This is a genomic window from Janthinobacterium sp. Ant5-2-1 (assembly GCF_001445815.1).
Classification (GTDB): domain Bacteria; phylum Pseudomonadota; class Gammaproteobacteria; order Burkholderiales; family Burkholderiaceae_D; genus Janthinobacterium; species Janthinobacterium lividum_E.
This window is the reverse complement of the sequence record NZ_LNCE01000047.1, coordinates 88,888-109,846: the sequence shown is the minus strand read 5'-3', so window position 1 is coordinate 109,846 and position 20,959 is coordinate 88,888. Positions and strand designations below refer to the sequence as shown.

General features: G+C 65.0%; 21 protein-coding genes. 13 read left to right on the top strand and 8 right to left on the bottom strand.

Annotation, left to right across the window (positions count from 1 at the left end; genetic code table 11):
- Positions 1–10: 10 nt before the first annotated feature.
- On the bottom strand, positions 11–937 hold the full coding sequence (locus ASN89_RS15755) for an AAC(3) family N-acetyltransferase (protein WP_058049918.1): 927 nt from the start codon (positions 935–937) through the stop codon (positions 11–13).
- The gene (locus ASN89_RS28695) at positions 930–2,111 is read right to left on the bottom strand and encodes a hypothetical protein (protein ID WP_058049917.1); all 1,182 of its coding nucleotides are present in this window, start codon (positions 2,109–2,111) and stop codon (positions 930–932) included. Before ASN89_RS28695 ends, ASN89_RS15755 begins: the two co-directional genes overlap by 8 nt.
- A gap of 146 nt (positions 2,112–2,257) precedes the next feature.
- Here ASN89_RS28695 and ASN89_RS15745 point away from each other — a divergent pair, with 146 nt between their 5' ends.
- Complete coding sequence (locus ASN89_RS15745; RefSeq protein WP_046683010.1) at positions 2,258–2,485, top strand: hypothetical protein; 228 nt, start codon at positions 2,258–2,260, stop codon at positions 2,483–2,485.
- Positions 2,486–2,494: 9 nt separating this feature from the next.
- Here the strand turns inward: ASN89_RS15745 and ASN89_RS15740 are convergent, their stop codons facing one another.
- The 4 genes from ASN89_RS15740 to ASN89_RS15725 form a co-directional block, all read right to left on the bottom strand.
- On the bottom strand, positions 2,495–2,875 hold the full coding sequence (locus ASN89_RS15740; protein WP_058049916.1) for a hypothetical protein: 381 nt from the start codon (positions 2,873–2,875) through the stop codon (positions 2,495–2,497).
- Between the two features lie 12 nt (positions 2,876–2,887).
- The gene (locus tag ASN89_RS15735; RefSeq protein ID WP_058049915.1) at positions 2,888–4,588 is read right to left on the bottom strand and encodes a hypothetical protein; all 1,701 of its coding nucleotides are present in this window, start codon (positions 4,586–4,588) and stop codon (positions 2,888–2,890) included.
- Positions 4,589–4,600: 12 nt separating this feature from the next.
- Positions 4,601–5,278, bottom strand: a complete 678-nt coding sequence (locus ASN89_RS15730) for a UPF0149 family protein (protein WP_058049914.1) — start codon at positions 5,276–5,278, stop codon at positions 4,601–4,603.
- A 131-nt stretch (positions 5,279–5,409) separates the two neighbouring features.
- Positions 5,410–6,915, bottom strand: a complete 1,506-nt coding sequence (locus ASN89_RS15725; protein ID WP_046683006.1) for a peptide MFS transporter — start codon at positions 6,913–6,915, stop codon at positions 5,410–5,412.
- Positions 6,916–7,226: 311 nt separating this feature from the next.
- Between ASN89_RS15725 and ppnN the strand changes: the two genes are divergently transcribed.
- The 12 genes from ppnN to ASN89_RS15665 all read left to right on the top strand — a co-directional run bounded on the left by ppnN (position 7,227) and on the right by ASN89_RS15665 (position 18,638).
- Positions 7,227–8,597 carry a nucleotide 5'-monophosphate nucleosidase PpnN gene (ppnN, locus tag ASN89_RS15720; protein WP_046683005.1) on the top strand — a complete coding sequence of 457 codons (1,371 nt, stop codon included), beginning with the start codon at positions 7,227–7,229 and terminating at the stop codon, positions 8,595–8,597.
- A gap of 195 nt (positions 8,598–8,792) precedes the next feature.
- Positions 8,793–9,860: a LacI family DNA-binding transcriptional regulator gene (locus tag ASN89_RS15715; RefSeq protein WP_058049913.1), complete on the top strand. Its 1,068-nt coding sequence runs from the start codon at positions 8,793–8,795 to the stop codon at positions 9,858–9,860.
- Between the two features lie 222 nt (positions 9,861–10,082).
- Positions 10,083–10,889, top strand: coding sequence for a transporter substrate-binding domain-containing protein (locus ASN89_RS15710; protein WP_046683003.1), 807 nt, complete (start codon positions 10,083–10,085; stop codon positions 10,887–10,889).
- A gap of 90 nt (positions 10,890–10,979) precedes the next feature.
- The gene (locus tag ASN89_RS15705; RefSeq protein ID WP_046683002.1) at positions 10,980–11,672 is read left to right on the top strand and encodes an amino acid ABC transporter permease; all 693 of its coding nucleotides are present in this window, start codon (positions 10,980–10,982) and stop codon (positions 11,670–11,672) included.
- A gap of 1 nt (position 11,673) precedes the next feature.
- The gene (locus ASN89_RS15700; protein WP_082654599.1) at positions 11,674–12,501 is read left to right on the top strand and encodes an amino acid ABC transporter permease; all 828 of its coding nucleotides are present in this window, start codon (positions 11,674–11,676) and stop codon (positions 12,499–12,501) included.
- A gap of 1 nt (position 12,502) precedes the next feature.
- Positions 12,503–13,153, top strand: a complete 651-nt coding sequence (locus ASN89_RS15695; protein ID WP_058049912.1) for an amino acid ABC transporter permease — start codon at positions 12,503–12,505, stop codon at positions 13,151–13,153.
- Positions 13,140–13,874, top strand: a complete 735-nt coding sequence (locus ASN89_RS15690; RefSeq protein WP_058049911.1) for an amino acid ABC transporter ATP-binding protein — start codon at positions 13,140–13,142, stop codon at positions 13,872–13,874. The genes ASN89_RS15695 and ASN89_RS15690 overlap by 14 nt, the downstream gene beginning before the upstream one ends.
- Positions 13,871–14,617 carry a sugar phosphate isomerase/epimerase family protein gene (locus ASN89_RS15685; protein WP_058049910.1) on the top strand — a complete coding sequence of 249 codons (747 nt, stop codon included), beginning with the start codon at positions 13,871–13,873 and terminating at the stop codon, positions 14,615–14,617. Before ASN89_RS15690 ends, ASN89_RS15685 begins: the two co-directional genes overlap by 4 nt.
- On the top strand, positions 14,614–15,588 hold the full coding sequence (locus ASN89_RS15680; protein WP_235501984.1) for a sugar kinase: 975 nt from the start codon (positions 14,614–14,616) through the stop codon (positions 15,586–15,588). Before ASN89_RS15685 ends, ASN89_RS15680 begins: the two co-directional genes overlap by 4 nt.
- 20 nt (positions 15,589–15,608) lie before the next feature.
- Positions 15,609–16,568 carry a 2-hydroxyacid dehydrogenase gene (locus ASN89_RS15675; RefSeq protein WP_058049909.1) on the top strand — a complete coding sequence of 320 codons (960 nt, stop codon included), beginning with the start codon at positions 15,609–15,611 and terminating at the stop codon, positions 16,566–16,568.
- Positions 16,569–16,625: 57 nt separating this feature from the next.
- Positions 16,626–17,624: a porin gene (locus ASN89_RS15670; RefSeq protein ID WP_058049908.1), complete on the top strand. Its 999-nt coding sequence runs from the start codon at positions 16,626–16,628 to the stop codon at positions 17,622–17,624.
- 12 nt (positions 17,625–17,636) lie between these two features.
- Positions 17,637–18,638, top strand: a complete 1,002-nt coding sequence (locus tag ASN89_RS15665) for a Gfo/Idh/MocA family protein (RefSeq protein WP_058049907.1) — start codon at positions 17,637–17,639, stop codon at positions 18,636–18,638.
- A gap of 70 nt (positions 18,639–18,708) precedes the next feature.
- On the opposite strand, the gene lysS is transcribed toward ASN89_RS15665, so the two are convergent.
- Positions 18,709–20,238 (bottom strand): lysine--tRNA ligase, encoded by a 1,530-nt coding sequence (gene lysS, locus ASN89_RS15660; protein WP_058049906.1) that lies wholly within the window; start codon positions 20,236–20,238, stop codon positions 18,709–18,711.
- Positions 20,239–20,256: 18 nt separating this feature from the next.
- Positions 20,257–20,958 carry an HAD family hydrolase gene (locus tag ASN89_RS15655; protein ID WP_046682995.1) on the bottom strand — a complete coding sequence of 234 codons (702 nt, stop codon included), beginning with the start codon at positions 20,956–20,958 and terminating at the stop codon, positions 20,257–20,259.
- Position 20,959 lies beyond the last annotated feature (1 nt).

The following is a 20,959-nucleotide window of genomic DNA, read 5'->3' as shown; positions in this document are numbered from 1 at the left end:
CGCTGGCGTGTCACAGCCTCACCGGCCGCGCCGCCAGCTGCGCCGCTGTGGCGTAGATCGTCACGTTATCGGACGCCAGCTGGCGCAGGTGGTCATAAAACGCCTGCGCCGGAATGCACCACGACGCCGCATCGCCCACTTGCCCGTTGACGCGCAAGCCGGCGGCGTCGAATTCCCGGTGAAAGTAGTCGCGCAGGTCGTCGCGGCCGGGATGGTCGATGCGGCGCTGGGCGACCGCCGGATCGAAAGGGCGCACGGGCACGTTCCAGCGCCGGCCGTCGTGGTCCAGGCATGGCAGCAGCTTTGTATCGTCATCCCATACGGGCACGGGAAAGGCGTCGCCCATGGCGTCTTCCAGCGCGTGATAGAACGTCACGGGCCCCATGGAAATGCCGAGGCCCAGCACCTTCGCATGGCCGCTGCCGATGAAGCGCTGCCACGGCGAGTCCATGCCGAAGATCGAGGGCGCGTGGTGGTGCGCTTCGATAAGGTGAACGGCATGGCGGCCCCACGCTGACACGGAGTGGGTGGGGTGGATGCTGCGCCGGACACCTGCGCTGGCAAGGAACACTTCGGGCAGGCGGCCCATGTGCGTGCCATGGTGGCGCGGGTCGAACACATAGTCCGGCATGGCGCAGGTGGCGCGCACCGTGCCGCCGGGCAGATAGTAGGTGGGCAGCAGCAGGGTGCCTTGCGGTCCGACGGCGTCTTGCAAGGCATGTATGACGGCCAGCGCGCCGCCTTCCACGTAGCCGAGGCTTTTCAGCGAAGAATGCACGAACAGCGTATCGCCTGGCGCGATGCCCAGCCGCGCCAGATCGGCGGTCAAGCCGGCGCGCGTCACATGGGGCGCGTTCTGGCGCATCTGTCGGGCGCTGACGGTGCGGCGCCATGCTTCCAGCGCGACGTGGATGGGACTTTTTGCCTTTTCAATCATCGCCAATTTCCAGTTCCTGCAGGTTGGCATCGATGCAGAACTTGGCAGCCCAGTTCAGGTAAGCCCATGTCCCGTAGTCGCCATCGACGGGAAACGAGCCCTTGACGCCGCCGCGCGCATGCGCGGGACCGTCGATGCTGATGGCGCGCCGCACGTAACGGTTCAGCCGGCGCCCCGCGTCGAGGTAGCGCCGTTCGCCCGTGAGCTGGTACAGCAGGAACAAACAATGCGCGTTTTGCGCGGAACCCGTGAGACAGGCGTAGCTGGCGCCCGGCTGGAAGTCCGGACCCAGGCGGCCCGCCAGGTAGCCGTCGGCCGTCACGGCCCTGGCGACGCTCGTGCCGGTGCGCGCGGCGGCGTCCAGCAGGTCGGCGCGCGCCGAAAAGCGGTGTGCTTCGAGCAGGCCGCGCAAGGCGTAGCCGATGGTATGGGTCAGAGGCAGCAGCGGGTTATCCAGGCAGTTCGAGGTGAACCAGCCGTTGGGACGCTGCTTGGTCAGCGCCCAGTCAACCTGGCGCAGGCCGGCCGCGCCATAGCCGTGGCCCGGCGCGACGCGGTCCGCTTCGAACAGTCCCCACGCCACGTGCGTTTCATAGGCCTTGTCGCCGGCGCTGGCGAACGGCGTCGGATGGCGGCGCCAGCAGCCGTCGCCATCCTGGCTGTCGCGCAGCCAGCTCGCCGCGCGGTGCATGGCGTCCTGCCAGGCCTCGCCGTACGCCGCCACGCCGGCGGCCAGGCCAAGCAGGATTTGCCCCGTATTGAAGGTGACGGGCACGCGCGGCGTGGAATCGATTTTCCCACCCTGGAAACCGCCTTCCGCGAACTGGATGGCCGCGCACCAATCGAGCATGCGCCGCGCGCGCCCGTGCAGACCGTCATCGCCCGTGCGCTGCGCCAGGGTGATGATTGTGGGGATGATGTAGCCGGTGGTCTCCGGGTAGGAACTCGACCAGCCTGTCAGCAGGCTGTAGTCGCGCGCGACGCCGCCGTCGTTTGAGCTGGAATGATCCTGCGCCGCGCACAGCCAGGCCGTGCAGGCCTTGACGACGGCTTGCGGCCCGGGGTCAGGGGCGGGCAGGCCGCGCCGGTCCGACAGCCGTTCCATGCGCGCGGCCGCTGGCAGGCTGGCCTGCGGCGCCAGTGTGTTCCGGATTTTCGTGAGCAAGGTGCGCATGGCAGCGATGGGGTGGTGGTGGACTCAGGCTACTGTAGCGCCGGTGGTCGGCACGGCTATTGACTTGCCGCAAGGATCAGCCGCGGCATCGCCGTCGCGGGAATTGACGCATAATGGATGCCTCACCACCGTTGACGAGGCCCGCCATGAACAATGTCACGCTTGAGTACTCGGTCGTCACCAATCCCGACTCCTTTGTCGGCTTCAAGTATTACGTCAAGGCGGGGCAGGCATTCGATGCCGATGATTTCGCCTATTCCTACAAGCTGAAACGCTCCGACCTGGATCCCGACAGCGTGCTGGCCACCCGCGAGGCGGCGGAAAATCTGCAGCCGGGAGAGTGGCTGACGGTGTCGCATTCGATTGCGGCGTAGCTGGCAGCCCTAGGCTGGCACAAACCAGGCCCGCAATTCATCCTCGGCCCGCTGCCCCGTCTCCTGCGTCAAGGTCAGCACGATGATCTTTTCCTGCGCCGGGCGGTGGCCATCGCCGACGGCCAGTTCGATGGCTTGCTCGAAGCTCGTGTAGCCGTGGCCGAATTCACGCGGGCATTGCTGCACGATGCGGGCCGCCTTGCCCGCGTTCCGGTCCGCCAGGTTGACGATGGGGTTGCCGTCGTAAAAAGGCTGGCCGTTGGCGAATGCGGTGCGCAGATACGGCGTGCATTGGCCGTCGAGGAAGGCCAGGCGTGCCTGCCAGTAGGCCTGCACCTGTGCATACACGGCATGGTCCTCGAGAAAATCGGCAAACAGGATGTCGTTCATGGTTTCCTTCGGCTAGATGCCGAACACTTTCAAGATCGCGTCCGTGAAACCCTCGAACCAGCTGCCCACCTTGCCCGGCTGCTTGCCGTGGCGCGGGGTTTCCTCGTACAGGTAGACGCCGTTGCCGCCGTCGAAGCGGTCGTTGAGCAGCGCCTGCTGGCCGCGCAGGTAGGGGATGAAGGTTTCGCTGCGCAGGGTCGAGTACAGCACGTCGGTGCTAAAGCCCAGGGTGGCGGACTGGCTGATCGAGCGTCCCTGGCCGGCCCGCTCCAGGCGCACGCCGCGGCAGCCGCGTACGATCAGGGTGACGGGGCCGCGGAAGACGATGAAGCGCAGCTGCAGGGTGAGCCAGGCGTGCAGGCTGCCCAGGCGCCAGTGGCTGCTGATCGCCAAAGGCTGGCCCGCCTCGCAGATCAATCCCACCAGCCCCCGCGGCTGGAATACCAATGCGCTGCCGGCCGGCAGGTGGACGATGGCCACTTCCTGCAGCGGATCGTCGCTGGCGGAAAGCGTCACGGATGCCGGTTCGCCGCTTTCCAGCCGGGTCAGCGCCACCATGCCGGCGGCCAGGCTGGTGAAGGGGAAACGCCAGTCCAGCAGCCACTGCGTGCGCTTGGTGCTGCTGACGGGCGACGATTGCAGGTATTCGGGGTGGATCAGCATCCGCTGGCCGGGCTGCAGTTGTAGCGCCTGCGAGACGGCGGAAATACGCGATTCTCCATGTGGCGGCAGGGACAGGGAGCTGCCCGGCAACTGCAGCTCTCGTGCGATCGACAGCGGCGGCAAACGGGCAGCGACAGGCGCCAGCACGAAGTAAAAGAAGGCCTTGATGGCGGCGGGCAGCAAAATGGCCGACAGCACCAGCAGGGCGGCCGTGGGCGCCACGTCCAGCACGGGGGCGCGCCAGCGGGCGATCCAGTTGCTCGCCAGCTGCGTTTCGCCGGCCGCGATGGCCTTTTGCACGGGCGCCAGCGCGCCGGCTAAGGCTTGCTCGTCGATGGAAAACGGGGCGGGGCGGGCAGCGTTCGTGGCGCTGCTGCGCGCGCGCTGCGCTGTCCAGGCTTGGTACGCTTGCAGGTTGATGTCGCGCAGGCGCTGGCCCTGCGCTTCAAGCTGCGACAGCTGCGCGTAAGCGTCACTGCCGGGCAGGCGGGCCGCCAGCGGGTGCTGCGCTTCCAGCCACTGGCGCTGACGGACGTTCTCTTGCAGCGCTGCATACGCGCGTACGTGTTCCCCGTGCAGGCGCGCCAGGGTCTGGCGCGCATCTTCGCCTTGGATCGCCGCTTGCAGGGCCGTCAGATAGCGGGCTTCCTGCGCCAGCACTTCGATTTCCACGCGCCGCGCCGCTTCCTCCTGCGCATGCAGGGTCAGGGTGGTCGTGTCGGGCAAGGGAAGGGTAAACAGCGATGGTTGCTGCCGCGCGCGCAAGGCGGTCAATTGCATCTGGATTTGCTCCAGCCTCGTGGCGATGGCCGTGTGCGAGGAGTGCCGCAGGGCGTTGACCCGCGCCGTGGCGGCACCTGCCAGGCCAGCGCCCTGACTGTCGGCGCCATCGGCGGCCAGCCTCAGCACGGCGACGGCTTCGCTGCCGGCGCTGTAGGCGCGCCATTCGGCCAGCAGCAAGCGTCCGGCCAGCAGGATGATGATGAACAGGGCGAACTGCAGCGCGTGGCGCAGCAGGAAGCGCAGGATGGCCGTCAGCAGCTGGCGCAAGGAGCTACCGTCTTAGGCGGCCGCGCTATCGGCGTCGGCACAGCATTTTTTATACTTCTTGCCGCTGCCGCAGTGGCACGGGTCGTTGCGGCCCGTCTTTGGCAGTTCGCGCAGGACGGTGGCGCCAGGCTGGCTTTGTTTCAGGTGGCGCTGGCGCGCCCAGGCCGCGTTGATGGCGATGACGGCGGGAATCACGCCATCCATGGCCGTTTCGGCCGCATCGTCATCGAGTTCGCTCGCCGTGGCCAGGTGCTGGAACGGCGCCAGGTACTGCGGATGGCTGACGGCCAGGGCCGCCCATTGGGGTTTGTCCAGGCTCGTACCCAGCACAAAACCTGCGCACCAGGCGGACACGCTCCATTCCGGGCCGCATACGTAGATGGGCTCGAAGCTGTCCGGGTCTTTCGCCAGCCATTCGACCATGTAGGCATGGTGGCGCTGCGCCAGGCTGGCCGCCCGTTCGCTGGCCTCGCCCTGTGCCGGCAAGGCGCTGCCGGCCGCCTTGTCCCACATCCATGGCAGCCATTGCTCGGTAGCAATCTGCTTCGGGCTCAGGGCGACGGCCGTGAGAAAACCTTCCAGCATCGACACGTCCATGGCGCGGCTTTCCAGCGCAGGCGCGGCCAGCAGGGTGTCGAGTTCGGCGTATTCGTCGTCGGAGAGGGGCGTGGTGGTGGAGATGCTGGACATAATATTCTTTGGTGATGTGGATGGAGTGGCCGGTGGCCCTGGTCGTATTGTACCGCCCGGCAAGGAGAAAACCGGCGCCGCAATGAAAAACGGCGGCCCGCAGGCCGCCGTTGTCCAGCTAAGGCGGAAGCTTACTTCACGCCGTGCATCAGTTTGTTGATCAGCGGTGCGATCAGGAACAGGATCACGCCGGCGCCCAGCAGGGACCAGAAGCCGAAGGTGTAGCCGGACAGGGCCGATTGCACCGACATGCCGCTTTCGCCGCTGACGTAGCTGGCGAAGATACCCGACAGGTTGTTGCCGATACCGGTCGACAGGAACCAGCCGCCCATGCCCATGCCGACCAGGCGTACCGGGGCCAGCTTGGTGACCATCGACAGGCCGATAGGCGACAGGCACAGCTCGCCGATCGATTGCAGCACGTAGACGGTGGTCAGGGTCCAGAACGGGATCTTGTTATCGGCGCCAACCAGGCTCGACAGAGCGAAGATCAGCAAACCGAAGGCCAGCGCATTGCCCAGCAAGCCCAGGCCGAATTTGCGCGGGATCGATGGATTGACGTTGTGGCGCGCCAGGAAGACCCAGACGGCGGCGATGATCGGCGCGAAGACGATGATGGCGACCGAATTGACGGTCTGGAAGTAGGCGGTCGGGAAGATCCAGAAGCCCAGGTCGCGGTTGACGATCTTGTCGGCCAGGAAGGTGAACGAGCTGCCTGCCTGTTCGAAGAACATCCAGAACAGGATGTTGAAGACGAAGATCAGCAGCATGGCGATGACGCGGTCGCGCGCCACTTTGCCGTTGCGTATGCCTTCGAACATCAGCATCACGGCCAGGCCGACAAACAGCACGGTCAGGACGATTTGCAGCTTTTCAGCGCCGACGGTCAGCAGGAAGTACATCAGCGGAATCACGCACAGCGAGCCGACGGCCACCCAGACGACGCGCATCGGGTTGCCGGAACCGGCTTCCGGCGCGCCGATGCCCTTCAGGGCGCGGCGGCCGATGAAGAACCATACCAGGCTGATCAGCATGCCGAAACCGGAGGCCATGAAGACCATCTTGTACGAAGGCATGGCGCTGGTGCCGAAGATCGACTCGGCCAGCCACTGGGTGAAGACGGGCGCGACCATGGCGCCCATGTTGATGCCCATGTAGAAGATCGTGAAGCCACTGTCGCGGCGCGGATCGGCGGTCGTGTACAGCTTGCCGACCATGGTCGAGATGTTCGGCTTGAACATGCCGTTACCGACGATCATGGTGGCCAGGCCCAGGTTGAAAATGTCCTGGTTCGGTACCGAGATGCAGAACAGGCCGGCGGCCATGAAGACGGCGCCCAGCAGGATGGAGCGCTGGTAACCGATGACGCGGTCGGCGATGTAGCCGCCGAACAGGGCGCCGGCGTACACCAGCGCGAGGAAGGAACCGTAGGTCAGGTTGGCCGCTGCCTGTCCCGAAGCGTCACCAGCGTGGAACTGGGCAACGATGTACAGTACCAGCGCCCAGCGAACTCCGTAGAACGCGAAGCGTTCCCAGAATTCAGTCATGAACAACATCCACAATGGGCTTGGATGGCCCATAATCTGCTTGAACTCGGGAATAACGGCTTCCTTGTTGGGCGTAGTCGCACCGCTCATGCGGTTCCTCCTGAAAAATTATTATAGTCAATCGATAAAACAAACTTATGGAAGCCTGCGGGCGGCGGGGACTCTCATGAAGAACCTCACGCACGGGAATTCCAATAGGCTGGCATTCTAATCTACAAATTGCGCTGAGCGAAGATTTCGATTCGCATTAGCAAGAATGACTGTTTCATATTGGTCAAACCGGTTTGCATGCAAGGATGGCCCCGGCGATTTTGCGGCGGCACAGCACAACTTGCCTGACTTGTCGTATATTAAGGCTGCAAGACCTTCGAGCATCGATTTTTAAAGGGATTTTTCGCATTATGGAACACGACGTTATCGATACTCTGGTTTCACCGGAAGGCCGCCTGGACGTGCTCTCCAAGACTGAAGTCAACAAGCTGCTCGACACCAGCCAGGGCGGCCTGTACAACACCTTCCGCCGCTGCGCGCTGGCGGTCTTGAATTGCGGCAGCACCATCGACGATGGCCGCGCCCTGCTGGAGCGCTACCAATCGTTTGAAATCTCCATCATCCAGCGCGAGCGCGGCATCAAACTCGACATCAAGGGCGCGCCGGCCATCGCCTTTGTCGACGGCAAGATGATCAAGGGCATCCACGAGCACCTGTTTGCCGTGCTGCGCGACATCATCTTCGTCAGCGATGAAGTCACGGGCAACCCGAAATTCGACTTGCAGAGCACGGAAGGCGTGACGGACGCCGTCTTCCACATCCTGCGCAACGCCAATGTGCTGCAAACCCAGCTCAACCCGAACCTGGTCGTCTGCTGGGGCGGCCACTCGATCAACCGCGCCGAATACAATTATTCGAAGGAAGTGGGCTACCAGCTGGGCTTGCGCGGCCTCGACATCTGTACCGGCTGCGGCCCTGGCGCCATGAAAGGTCCCATGAAGGGCGCCACCATCGGCCACGCCAAGCAGCGTTTGCACAATGGCCGCTATCTGGGCATCACGGAGCCGGGCATCATCGCGGCCGAGTCGCCGAACCCCATCGTCAATGACCTCGTCATCATGCCGGACATCGAAAAGCGCCTGGAAGCGTTCGTGCGCGCCGGCCACGGCATCGTCGTCTTCCCCGGCGGTGCCGGCACGGCCGAAGAGATTCTGTACATCCTGGGCATCCTGCTGCACCCGGACAACGCCGAGATTCCTTTCCCGCTGATCTTCACGGGTCCGGAAACGTCGCGTGAGTACTTCGTGCAGATCAACCAGTTCATCCACGACACGCTGGGCCCGGAAGCGCAGCAGCGCTACAAGATCATCATCGACGACCCGGAACTGGTGGCGCGCGAAATGCTTGAAGGCATCCGCCAGGTGCGCGAATTCCGCAAGGCGCACAGCGACGCGTATTACTTCAATTGGCTGTTGAAGATCGATCACGAGTTCCAGAAGCCGTTCCAGCCCACGCATGAAAACATGCGCAACCTGAGCCTGCACAAGAACCAGCCCACGCACTTGCTGGCGGCCCAGCTGCGCCGCGCGTTCTCGGGCGTGGTGGCGGGCAACGTCAAGGATGACGGCATCCGTTCGATTGAAAAGTACGGCAACTTCGAGATCCATGGCGACAAATCCATCGCCGGCCCCATGGATGCGCTGCTCGCTTCCTTCGTGGCGCAGCACCGCATGAAACTGGCGGGCACGGCATACGTGCCGTGCTACACAGTGGTCCAGTAAACCGTCTTGAAACCACCGCGCCGCCCGTTTCCTGCGTTTGCCGGGGGGCGGGCGGCGCCTTTCCATTGATGCCCCCATCTTGTTCCTTTGCCGCCACAGGAAATCAAATCGCTTGCGTCATCGATTCGTGGGTGCTATCTTTGGAACCGGTTCCAAAATAAAAATATGCAGGTCAACAGGTAGTGGAGAACAAGCTTGGATTCAGTACGCGGCAGTAAAAAAACAGTTTCCGGCGAGCTGGCGCGGCCCGTGACCATCGCCCAGGTGGCGCGCGAGGCTGGCGTGTCGAAGACGAGCGTGTCGCGCTTTCTCGGCGGCGAACTCGACGCCCTGTCCGAGAACATCCGCCAGCAGATCACCAGCACCATCGCGCGCCTCGGCTACCAGCCGAACCAGATGGCGCGCGGCCTCAAACGGGGACGCACGCGCCTGATCGGCATGGTCGTGGCGGACATGCTCAATCCCTACACGGTGGCCGTGCTGCAAGGCGTGGAAGCGGCTTGCCAGCAGCATGGCTATACCCTGATTTTATGTAATACCGGCAATGACGAACAGCGCGAACGCCAGTCGCTTGCCGCGCTGCGCTCGTACAGCGTGGAAGGGCTGATCGTCAACACGCAGGGACGCAACATCCAGTCGTCCGATTTGCAGCAGGCGGACATGCCCATCGTGCTGGTCGACCGCCGCATCGAGGGCGCCGATTTCGACCTGGTGGGGCTGGACAATGTGCAGGCGGGTCGGCTGGCCACGGCGCACCTGATCGAGCAGGGGTTCGACGCCATCGCCTTTGTCGCGCCGCCCTTGACGGGCGTCAGTTCGCGCCTGATGCGCGCCGACGGTTTCCAGGCCGTGATGGCCGAGCATCCGGGCTGCGTGGGCGAAGTGCTGGCCGTGGATCTGGACGACCGGCCCGCCATCGACGCGCAGGTGCGTCTATGCCTGGCGCAGTGGCGCGGCCGCCGCGTGGCGCTGCTGGCCTCGAACGGCATGGTGGCGCTGGAACTGGCGCTGATGCTGCAGCGCCTCGCATTGCGCATGCCGCAGGACGTGGGCTTGCTGGGCTTTGACGAATTGCCGTGGTCGCCGCTGGCGGGCCTGAGCACGATCGAGCAGCAGACGTACGAGATCGGCTTTTCGGCGATGACGTGCATGCTGTCGCGCCTGCAGGGCGACCAGTGCCCGCCGCGCGAGGTGTTGTTGCCAGGCAAGCTGATAGTGCGTCATTCCACCCGGGGTAACGAAGGGCGCACGGGCGCCGATTGATGGGAAGAGGGCCTTGCCCTTTTTTTTGGGAAGGTTATGGAACCGGTTTCATAAATTGTATTCAGCCAGGAAAGGGGCGTGGATAGGCAGGCAGGGCAATGGTTGGCAGGAGCTTGAACATAAGTTGAAACGACAAGGCAAGAGACGATCCGAATCGTCCATTTGACAATATTCCCGGAAGCGCCTCGACGAGGCCGGTACCGGGATCACAGGAGACTGAGCATGAAGATGACTACACTGTTTTACGCGAAAATCGTGGCTTGCGCGCTCGCAGCAACATGCGCCTTCGGTGCGGCGGCCGATGCCGGCGCCCAGACGCTTGGCGACTTGATCAAGAAAGGCAAGCTGACCATCGGCGTCGTCAGCGGCACGCCGCCGTTTGGCAGCATCGACGCCAAGGGCGTGCCCGTCGGTTATGACGTCGATGTCGCCAACCTGATCGGCAAATACCTGAACCTGCCCGTGGAAATCGTGCCACTGACGGCGCCGTCGCGCGTGCCGTCGCTGGAATCGGGCAAGGTCGACTTCCTCGTGGCCACCCTGGCGCCCACGCCGGAACGGGCCAAGACCCTGATGTTCACCATGCCCTACAGCGCGTTCGAGCTGGCCATCGTCGCGCCGGTCGGCGGCAAATTCAAGGCGCTGGCCGACTTGAAGGGCAAGAAGGTGGGCGTGACGCGCGGCACCACGAATGACACGGCGCTGAGCCGCATGGCGCCGGCCGGCACCAGCATCGTGCGTTTCGAGGATGACGCCACCGTCACCCAGGCCTTGCTCAGCAAGCAGGTCGACGCCGTCTCGATTCCCAGCACGATGGCGCTCGACATCATCAAGACGCGCGGCGCGGGCAAGATCGAGGTCCGCTTCTCCTACTCGCTGCAACCGAACTCGATGGCCGTGCGCCGCGGCGACTTCGAGCTGCACCAGTGGCTCAACAACTTCATCTACTACGTCAAGCTGAACGGCGAACTCGATGCCATCGCGCGCAAGTGGAGCGGCGCGCCGCTGCCGGCGCTGCCGACCTTCTGATACCGCCACCCGCACAGCGATAGTGCTCGTCCGCACGGCGCGCCGCCATGGTGGCGCGGCCGGGGATGCGCACGTAGAAAGGAGTTGAGTATGCCGTATGAATTTCATTTCGAACTCGTCATGCAGTCGCTGGACCGCCTGTTGTGGGGCGCGGCGCTGACGATACGCCTGAGCGCCTTGTCGATGGTGCTGGGGCTGGCGGTGGGCGTGTGCGCCGCCGTCATCCTGAAGAACGGTCCCGCCTATGCCCGCGCCATGGTGCGCGCCTATGTCGAGATCATCCGCAGCACGCCGTTCCTGGTGCAGCTGTTCATCATCTACTTCGGCTTGCCGTCGCTGGGCCTGCAGCTCGACGCGAACGGCGCCGCGCTCGTCGCCATGACGGTCAACCTCGGCGCTTATGCTGCCGAGATCGTGCGCGCCGGCATCGGCGCCGTGCATCCGTCGCAACTGGAAGCGGCGCAGGCGCTGGGCATGACGCGCTGGCAGGTGATGCGCCACGTGGTGCTGCTGCCGGCGCTGGAAAAAGTCTATCCGGCGCTGGCCAGCCAGTTCACCTTGATGATGCTCGCCTCGAGCGTCGTGTCGGCCATTTCCGCAGAAGAGCTGACTGCCGCCGCGCACCTGCTCGACTCGGAAACCTTCCGCAGCTTCGAGATCTACATCGTCGTGATGGTGCTGTACATCCTGCTGGCCCTGCTGTTCCGCTTCAGTTTCTGGGTGCTGGGCCAGATCGTCTTCAAACGCCGCCGCCGTCTGGGCGCGGCGCGCATGGGAGCATGACATGATCAGTGACTTTTCCTGGGATAACCTGCAGTTCCTGCTCGAGGCCACGCGCTGGACCATCGGCCTGTCGCTGATCGTCTTCGTCACGGGCGGCATCGCCGGCTTCGCCGTGGCGCTGCTGCGCACGGCACGCAGCCCCTTCCTGCGTTTCATCAGCGCCCTGTACATCCAGCTGGTCCAGGGCACGCCCGTGCTGATCGTGCTGTTCCTCACCTATTACGGCCTGGCGCTGTTCGGCTACAAGCTGTCGCCGGGCGCCGCCGTCATCCTGAAGAATGGTCCCGCCTATGCCCGCGTGGCGGTGCGCGCGTATGTCGAGGTGATCCGCAGCACGCCGTTCCTGGTGCAGCTGTTCATCATCTACTTTGGCTTGCCGTCGCTGGGCCTGCAGCTCGACGCGAACGGCGCCGCGCTCGTCGCCATGACGGTCAACCTCGGTGCTTATGCTGCCGAGATCGTGCGCGCCGGCATCGGCGCCGTGCATCCCTCGCAACTGGAGGCGGCCCAAGCCTTGGGCATGACGCGCTGGCAGGTGATGCGCCACGTGGTGCTGCTGCCGGCGCTGGAAAAAGTGTATCCGGCGCTGGCCAGCCAGTTCACCTTGATGATGCTCGCCTCGAGCGTGGTGTCGGCCATTTCCGCCGAAGAGCTGACCGCTGCCGCGCACCTGCTCGACTCGGAAACCTTCCGCAGCTTCGAGATCTACATCGTCGTGATGGTGCTGTACATCCTGCTGGCCCTGCTGTTCCGCTTCAGCTTCTGGGTACTGGGCCAGATCGTCTTCAAACGCCGCCGCCGTCTGGGCGCGGTGCGCATGGGAGCATGACATGATCAGTGATTTTTCCTGGGATAACCTGCAATTTCTGCTCGAGGCCACGCGCTGGACCATCGGCCTGTCGCTGATCGTCTTCATCACGGGCGGCATCGCCGGCTTCGCGGTGGCGCTGCTGCGCACGGCGCGCAGCCCATTCCTGCGTTGCATCAGTGCCCTGTACATCCAGCTGGTGCAGGGCACGCCCGTGCTGATCGTGCTGTTCCTCACCTACTACGGCCTGGCCCTGTTCGGCTACAAGCTGTCGCCGATCATCGCGGCCGGCGCGGCGATGACGATCTTTGCCAGCGCCTACCTGGGCGAGATCTGGCGCGGCTGCATCGAAGGCGTGCAGCGGCAGCAGTGGGAAGCATCGGCCGCGCTGGCGCTGAACCGCTACCAGCAGCTGCGCTACGTCATCCTGCCGCAGGCGCTGCGCCATTCGCTGCCGCCGACGGTGGGTTTCATGGTGCAGATCATCAAGAACACTTCGATCACCTCGATCATCGGCGTGGTGGAACTGACGCGGGCAGGGCAACTGGTCAGCAATGCGACCTTCCTGCCGTTCATCGTCTTCCCCATCGTCGCCCTGATCTACTTCGCGATGTGCTATCCGCTGTCGCGCTACAGCCATTCACTGGAAAGGAAATTCCATGCCCATCGTTGAAATCGACAATATCAGCAAGAGCTTCGGCGCCAACCACGTGCTCAAGGGCGTGTCGTTCGCCGTCGAGCGGGGGCAGGTGATCGCCGTGATCGGCCGCAGCGGCTCCGGCAAGAGCACCATGCTGCGCTGTATCAACGGCCTGGAAACCATCGACAGCGGCAGCATCGTCGTGGCCGGCCATACGCTGACGGCGCGCCAGGAACACCTGCTCGACTTGCGCAAGGACGTCGGCATGGTCTTCCAGAGCTACAACCTGTTCCCCCACCTGACCGTGGAAGAAAACGTCATGCTGGCGCCGCGCATCGTCAAGAAGGTGCCCGACGCGCAAGGTCGCACCACGGCGCTGCGCGTGCTCAAGCAGGTGGGCCTGGACCACAAGCGCGAAGCCTATCCCGAGCAGCTGTCGGGCGGCCAGCAGCAGCGCGTGGCGATTGCCCGTTCGCTGGCGATGGAGCCGCAAGTGATGCTGTTCGACGAAGTGACGTCGGCGCTCGACCCGGAGCTGACGCAGGAAGTGCTGAAGGTGATGGAGGAGCTGGCGCAGGCGGGCATGACCATGCTCTTGGTGACGCACGAGATGGAGTTCGCGCGGCGCATGGCCGACGTCACCGTCTTCATGCACCAGGGATTGGTGTGGGAAAGCGGGCCGTCGGAAGCCTTCTTCAGCAACCCGCAAACGCCCGAAGCGCGCCAGTTCGTCGGCGCGGGAGCGATCAAGTGAGCCCCGTCCTGGTGGCGGCGTCGGCCTATGGCGCAAGCAGGGTAAGGCAGCTGGGGCAAAGCCATTTCATCGACGTGGTGGCCGATGCGGGCGGCGCCGGCATCGAGATCCGCCGCGAACTGTTCACCTCCGACGTGCCGGACCTGGCGCTTATGGGCGCGGTGGTGGCCGCGCGCGGCCTGTATTGCGTGTATTCCACGCCCATCGAATTGTGGGACGCCGACGGGCAGCTGCAGCAAGAACTGCTGCGGCAAATGCTGGACGAGGCTGCGCGTCTGGGCGCGCGCTACCTGAAGGTGTCGCTGGGCCATTACCCGGCCGCGCCGGACTTGCCGGCCTTGAAGGCGCAGCTGGAGGCCGCACCCGTGGCGCTGCTGGTGGAAAACGACCAGACGGCCCACGGCGGAAAACTGGCGACGATGGCGCGCTTCCTGGCGGCGGCGCGCGACATCGGGCTGCCCTTGGGACTGACCTTCGACATCGGCAACTGGCGCTGGGTGGGCGAGGATGCGCAGCAGGCGGCGCGCCTGCTGGCGCCGTACGTACGCTATGTGCATTGCAAGGCGGTTCTTGACGACGGGGGCCGGCTGTCCGCCTGCGCCGTTTCCGACGCCGATCCCGCCTGGCGCGCCGTCTTCGCGCACTTTGCGCCGGGCGTGCAGCGGGCCATCGAATTCCCGCTCGAGGGCGCCGACCTGGTGGCCGAAACGGGCCGCTACATTCAGATACTGGAGGCCGCATGATCAAACACGAAATGGCGCAAGGAGCGCACGCGCTCGACGTCGTTACCTATGGCGAGGCGATGGCGATGTTCGTTGCCGAGCAAACGGGCGATCTGGCGGCCGTGGCGCACTTTACGCGCCGCCTGGCCGGCGCCGAGACGAATGTCGCCATCGGCCTGGCGCGCCTGGGCTTGAAAGTCGGCTGGCTGAGCCGCGTGGGCGACGACTCGTTCGGCCGTTTCATCCGCGCCAGCGTGCAGGCAGAGGGTGTCGATTGCAGCCGGGTCGTCGCCGTCGCCGGCCAGTCCAGCGGCTTCCTGCTCAAGGAGAAGGCCGAGAACGGCGCCGACCCGCTGGTCGAGTACTTCCGCAAGGGTTCCGCCGCCAGCCGGCTGGCGCCCGAGCATTTCGACCCCGCCTATTTCCTGTCCGCGCGCCATTTGCACGCCACGGGCGTGGCCGCGGCGCTGTCCGAGACCAGCCTGGCGTTCGCCGGCCAGGCGCTCGATTTCATGCGCGCGAATGGCCGCAGCGTATCGTTCGATCCGAACCTGCGGCCGTCGCTGTGGCCGTCCAAAGCCGTCATGGTCGAACAGATCAACCGCCTCGCCGCCAAGGCGGACTGGGTGCTGCCCGGCCTGGGGGAAGGAAAAATCCTCACCGGCCACGACCTACCGCACGACGTCGCCGGCTTTTATCTGCAGCAGGGCGCGCGCCTGGTGGTCATCAAGCTGGGCGCCGAGGGCGCCTATTACCGCACGGCCGATGGCGACAGTGGCATGGTGGCGGGCGAGTGCGTGGCCAACGTGGTCGACACGGTGGGCGCCGGCGACGGTTTCGCGGCCGGCTTGGTCAGCGCCTTGCTGGAAGGCTTGCCGCTGGCGCAGGCGGTAGGGCGCGGCAACCGGGTCGGCGCCTTCGCCATCCAGGTGGCCGGCGACATGGAAGGCTTGCCGACCCGCGCCCAGCTCGACGCGCTGGTCCCATCTTGAACCGTACAGGGGAAACACTCGTGAAAAAACATGTGGTTGTCTATAAAAAGCTGGCCGAGCCGCTGCTGGCGCGCCTGCGCGCCGAATGCGAGGTGACGTACTTCGAAGCGATCGACGCGGGCAACCGCGCCGCATTTGCTGCCGCCATCCGCGGCGCGCACGGCTTGCTGGGCGCCAGCGTGCGCCTGGACCGCGAACTGCTGGACCCGGCCTTGGACCTGCGCATCATTTCCACCATTTCCGTGGGCGTCGACCAGTTCGACGTCGATTACCTGCGCGAACGGGGCATCTTGCTGGCCAATACGCCGGACGTGCTGACGGAAACGACGGCCGACACGATCTTTGCGCTGATCCTTGCCAGCGCGCGGCGCGTCGTCGAACTGGCCGAATTCGTCAAGGCCGGACGCTGGACGCGCAGCGTGGGCGAGAGCCAGTACGGCGTCAACGTGCACGGCAAGACCATCGGCATGCTGGGCATGGGCCGCATCGGCCGCGCCGTCGCCCGCCGGGCCGCGCTGGGTTTCGGCATGCAAGTGCTGTACGTGAATGGCGAAGCGGTGCCCGAGGTGGAGGCGGCACTGGGCGCGCGCCAGGTGGCGCTTGACGACTTGCTGGCCGGTTCCGATTTCGTCTGCGTGGTGCTGCCGCTGACGGCGCAGACGGAACGCATGATGGGCCGGCGCGAGTTCGCGCTGATGCGCCCCGGCGCCATCTTCATCAACGGCTCGCGCGGGCGCATCGTCGACGAGGCGGCGCTGATCGAGGCGCTGCAGCAGGGCACCATCCACGGCGCCGGCCTGGACGTGTTCGAGCGCGAACCGCTGGCGCCGGACAATCCGCTGCCGGGCATGGCCAACGTGGTGGCGCTGCCGCATATCGGTTCGGCCACGCATGAAACGCGCTACGCCATGGCGCAGCAAGCCGTGGACAACCTGCTGGCCGGCCTGCGCGGCGAGCGTCCGCGCTACCTGGTCGGCTAAGAGCAGTATCAATAAAAATAGACAGGGAAAGAAATGAAGAACAAGGTAGCAAGGGCAATGATCATCGGCGCAGGCGCTTGCGGCGGCCTGTGTAGCGCGCAGTCGAACGTGACCATGTATGGCATCGCGGACCTGGGCGTGGTGTCCGAGAACGGTGGCCCCGGCGGCAGGGTACTCAAGGTGACCAGCGGCATCGCCAACGGTTCGCGGCTCGGTTTCAAGGGCAGTGAAGATCTGGGCTGCGGCACGACGGCGATATTTACCTTCGATGCGGGCATCCTGGCCGACACGGGCGCATCTGCCCAGGGTGGCCTGCTGTTCGGACGCCAGGCTTTCGTCGGCCTGGCCGGCGCGGCGGGCACGCTGCGGCTGGGCCGCCAGTACACCTTCATCGATAGCAGCCTGGGGGCGCTGGACCCATTTTACCTGGGTTTTGCGGGCAGGATAAGCAACGTCTTCACGGCCGGCTACATCAGCCGGGTCGACAACAGCATCACCTACAGCTCGCCCGTGCGCGGGGGACTCTCCGGCGAACTGGCGTACGGCTTCGGCGAAGTGCCGGGCGACGCGTCGGCCAAACGCTACGCGGGCGCGGCGGCTACTTATGCCAGCGGGCCGCTGTATGTGCGCATGGCGCACCAGGACTCCAATACGATATCAAGCGCGCTGGTGGCGGGCAGGGCGCGCAACACGGTACTGGGCGCCACCTGGGACTTCGGCGTGGTCAAGGCGCATGGCGCCGTCGCAGTCAGCAAGAACACGGCGGGCGCCGCCACCACGGTTGACAGCGCGGACCTGATGCTGGGCGCCACCGTACCTGTCGGCCCGCACCGCATCCTGTTCTCGTACGTGCGGCGCGACGACCGGCGCGCCGCCAACGGTGACGCTTCCCAGATCGGCATCGGCTACACCTACGCGCTGTCGAAGCGCAGTACCTTGTATGCGGCCTACGCGCATATCGATAACCGCAACGGCGCCGCCTATGTGGTGGGCAACGCCACCGACAACGGCACCGGCAACCAGGCCTGGAACCTGGGCCTGCGCCACACTTTTTAACGGGAGAATCGAATGAAGAAAACCGGATGGATTTTGGTCGGCGCCAGCACCGTGGCGCGCGAATGGATGGTCGATGCGATCCGCCAGCAGGGCGATGCCGAAGTGCTGGCCGTGGTCAGCCGCGATGCCGCGCGCGGCGCCGCCTTTGCCGAGCAGTTCGGCATCGCCGCCAGTTACACGGACCTCGATGCGGCGCTGGCGCATCCGGGAACGGACGCCGTGTACATCAGCACCACCAACGAGTTGCACATGGCGCAGACCTTGCAGGCGGCGCGCGCCGGCAAGCACGTGCTGTGCGAAAAGCCGCTGGCGCTGAACCTGGAAGACGCGCGCCGCATGGTCGACGGCTGCGCCGAGGCGGGCGTGGTGCTGGGGATTAACCACCACCTGCGCAACGCGGCCAGCCATGGCAAGGTGCGCGAGCTGATACGCGCCGGCGAGATCGGCCAACCCCTGTATGGCCGCGTGCTGCACGCGAACAACCTGCCGCAGCACCTGCGCGGCTGGCGCCTGGACGCGCCGGAGTCGGGCGGGGTCACGCTCGACATGTTCGTGCACGATGTCGATACCCTGCGCTTCCTGCTCGACGCGGAACCGCGCCACGTCACGGCCTGCGCCACCAGCGGCGGCATGACGGTGGCCGGACTGGAAGAGGGCCTGATGGCCGTCATCGAGTTCGACAACGGCACTTTGGTGCAGGTGCACGACGCGTTCAACGCGCCGTATTCGCTGTCCGGCGTGGAAATCATCGGCAGCAAGGGCACCATCTTCGCCACCGGCGTGATGACGCAGCGCCCCGTCGGCACCATCAGTCTGACGCGCGACGGCGGCAGCATCGATATCCCCGTCGAGCATGAAAACCTGTACGTGCGCTCGGTGCGCGCCTTCCAGCGCGCCATGCGCGGCGAAGGCCAGCCGGCCGCCACGGGCGACGACGGCATGCGTGCGCTGGCCACGGCATTGGCGGCGCAGCAGGCCAGTCGCAGCCACCAGCGCGTGACCCTGGCCGGCTGACACGGCCGCAGACGTAAAAAAGCCGCCTGATCGCAAAATCAGGCGGCTTTTTATCGGCTTGCGTCCGTGATTACTCTTCGCGGCGCAGATGAGGGAACAGAAGGACGTCGCGGATGTTCGGCGAATCCGTGATGATCATCATCAGGCGGTCGATGCCGATGCCGCAGCCGCCGGCTGGCGGCATGCCGTATTCCAGCGCGCGGATGTAGTCGGCGTCGTAGAACATCGCCTCTTCATCGCCGGCGTCCTTGGCGGCCACTTGTGCCAGGAAGCGGGCCGACTGGTCTTCCGCGTCGTTCAACTCGGAGAAGCCGTTGGCGATTTCGCGGCCCACCATGAACAATTCAAAACGTTCAGTGATGCCGGCCACCGTGTCGGAAGCGCGCGCCAGTGGCGACACTTCGACCGGGTAGTCGATGATGTAGGTCGGTTCCCACAGCTGCGCTTCAGCCGTTTCTTCGAACAGCGCCAGTTGCAGCGCGCCCAGGCCGGCCGTGGCGAACGGCTTGACGCCGAATTTCTTCAGTTCTTCCTTGATGAAGTCCGCATCGTTCAGCTGCTCCGGCGTGTAGCCCGGCGCGTACTTGTTGATCGCTTCGACGATGGTCAGGCGGTGGAACGGTTTTGCCAGGTCCAGCTCGCGGCCGCCGTAGGTCAGGGTGGCGGTGCCGTGCGCGTCGATGGCGGCCTGGCGGATGACGGCTTCCGTGAAGTCCATCAGCCATTTGTAGTCGGTGTAGGCCGCGTAGAATTCCATCATCGTGAATTCAGGGTTGTGACGGATCGACACGCCTTCGTTGCGGAAGTTGCGGTTGATCTCGAACACGCGGTCGAAGCCGCCGACGACCAGGCGCTTCAGGTACAGCTCGGGCGCGATGCGCAGGAACATCTGCATGTCCAGCGCATTGTGGTGCGTGATGAACGGTTTTGCTGCCGCGCCGCCAGGGATCGTGTGCAGCATCGGCGTTTCCACTTCCATGAACTCGTTCTTTTCCATGAAGCGGCGGATCGACGAGATGGCGGCGGTGCGCGCCTTGAAGGTGCGGCGCGTCTCTTCGTTCATGATCAGGTCGACGTAGCGCTGGCGGTACTTCGTTTCCTGGTCGGCCAGGCCGTGGAATTTGTCCGGCAGCGGGCGCAGCGACTTGGTGATCAAGCGCAGTTCCGTGACCTTGATGGTCAGTTCGTCCGTCTTCGTCTTGAACAAGGTGCCTTGCACGCCCAGGATATCGCCCAGGTCATAGTGGTGCAGGGCGGCCATGGCCGCTTCGCCGGTCAGGTCGAGGGTGGCGTAGATCTGGATGCGGCCGTCGGCTTTCGGGCCGGAAGCGTCTTGCAGGGTGGCGAAAGCGGCCTTCTTGCCGGCTTCGCGCTTGAGCATCATGCGGCCGGCCAGCACCACGGTGACAGGTTCGGCTTCCAGCTCTTCGCGCGTCTTGCTGCCGTATTGCGCGTGCAGGTCGGCCGCCTTGTGCTCGGGGCGGAAATCGTTCGGGAAGGCGACGCCTTGTTCGCGCAGTGCTGCCAGCTTGACGCGGCGCTCGGCGATGATCTTGTTTTCATCGGGTGCGGCGGCTTGTTCTTGGATATCCGTAGTCATGGTGTTCTTCGTTGGTGATTATTGATGATGTGGCGCCAGCGCAGGCGCCACGCTGGCAAACAGTGCGTCGACGTCGAGCGCGGAGAAATCCGGCACGATGGCAATGACGTTGTCGAAGGCGGCAAATGCTTCGGCGGGCAGGGTGGTGGTGAGCACCACGACGCGCATGCCGGCACGGCGCGCCGCTTCCACACCCAGGGGTGCGTCTTCAAAGACGATGCAGTTGTGCGGCTGCGCGCCGGCCAGCAGCGCGCCTTTCAGGAAAACGTCCGGGTGCGGCTTGCCCCGTTCCACGTCGGCGGCGCCGACGATGGCGTCGAAGCGGTGGCGCAGGTCCAGGCCGTCGAGCGTGAATGCGATGTTCTCGGCCGGCGCGGCCGTCCCGACCACCAGCCCGACGCCGGCCTGGCGCGCGCTGGCGATCAGCCGGTCGAAACCGGCGACCGTGGCCAGGTGCGGGCCATACAGTTCGCGGTAGACGACTTCCTTTTCAGCCAGCAGGGTGACGTGGTCGGCTCCCTCGCCCAGGTACTTGGCGATGATTTCGTGTCCCTGCCGTCCTGCCGTGTCGCGGAAAAAGGCGTCCGCATCCAGCGCATGGCCGTGGCGTTCAAAGAACGCCAGCCACGATGTCGTGTGGAAGGCCATGTTGTCGACGATCGTACCATCCATGTCGAACAGGAAGGCGCGCTTTGCCAATGCCGGAGCGGATGCATTCATC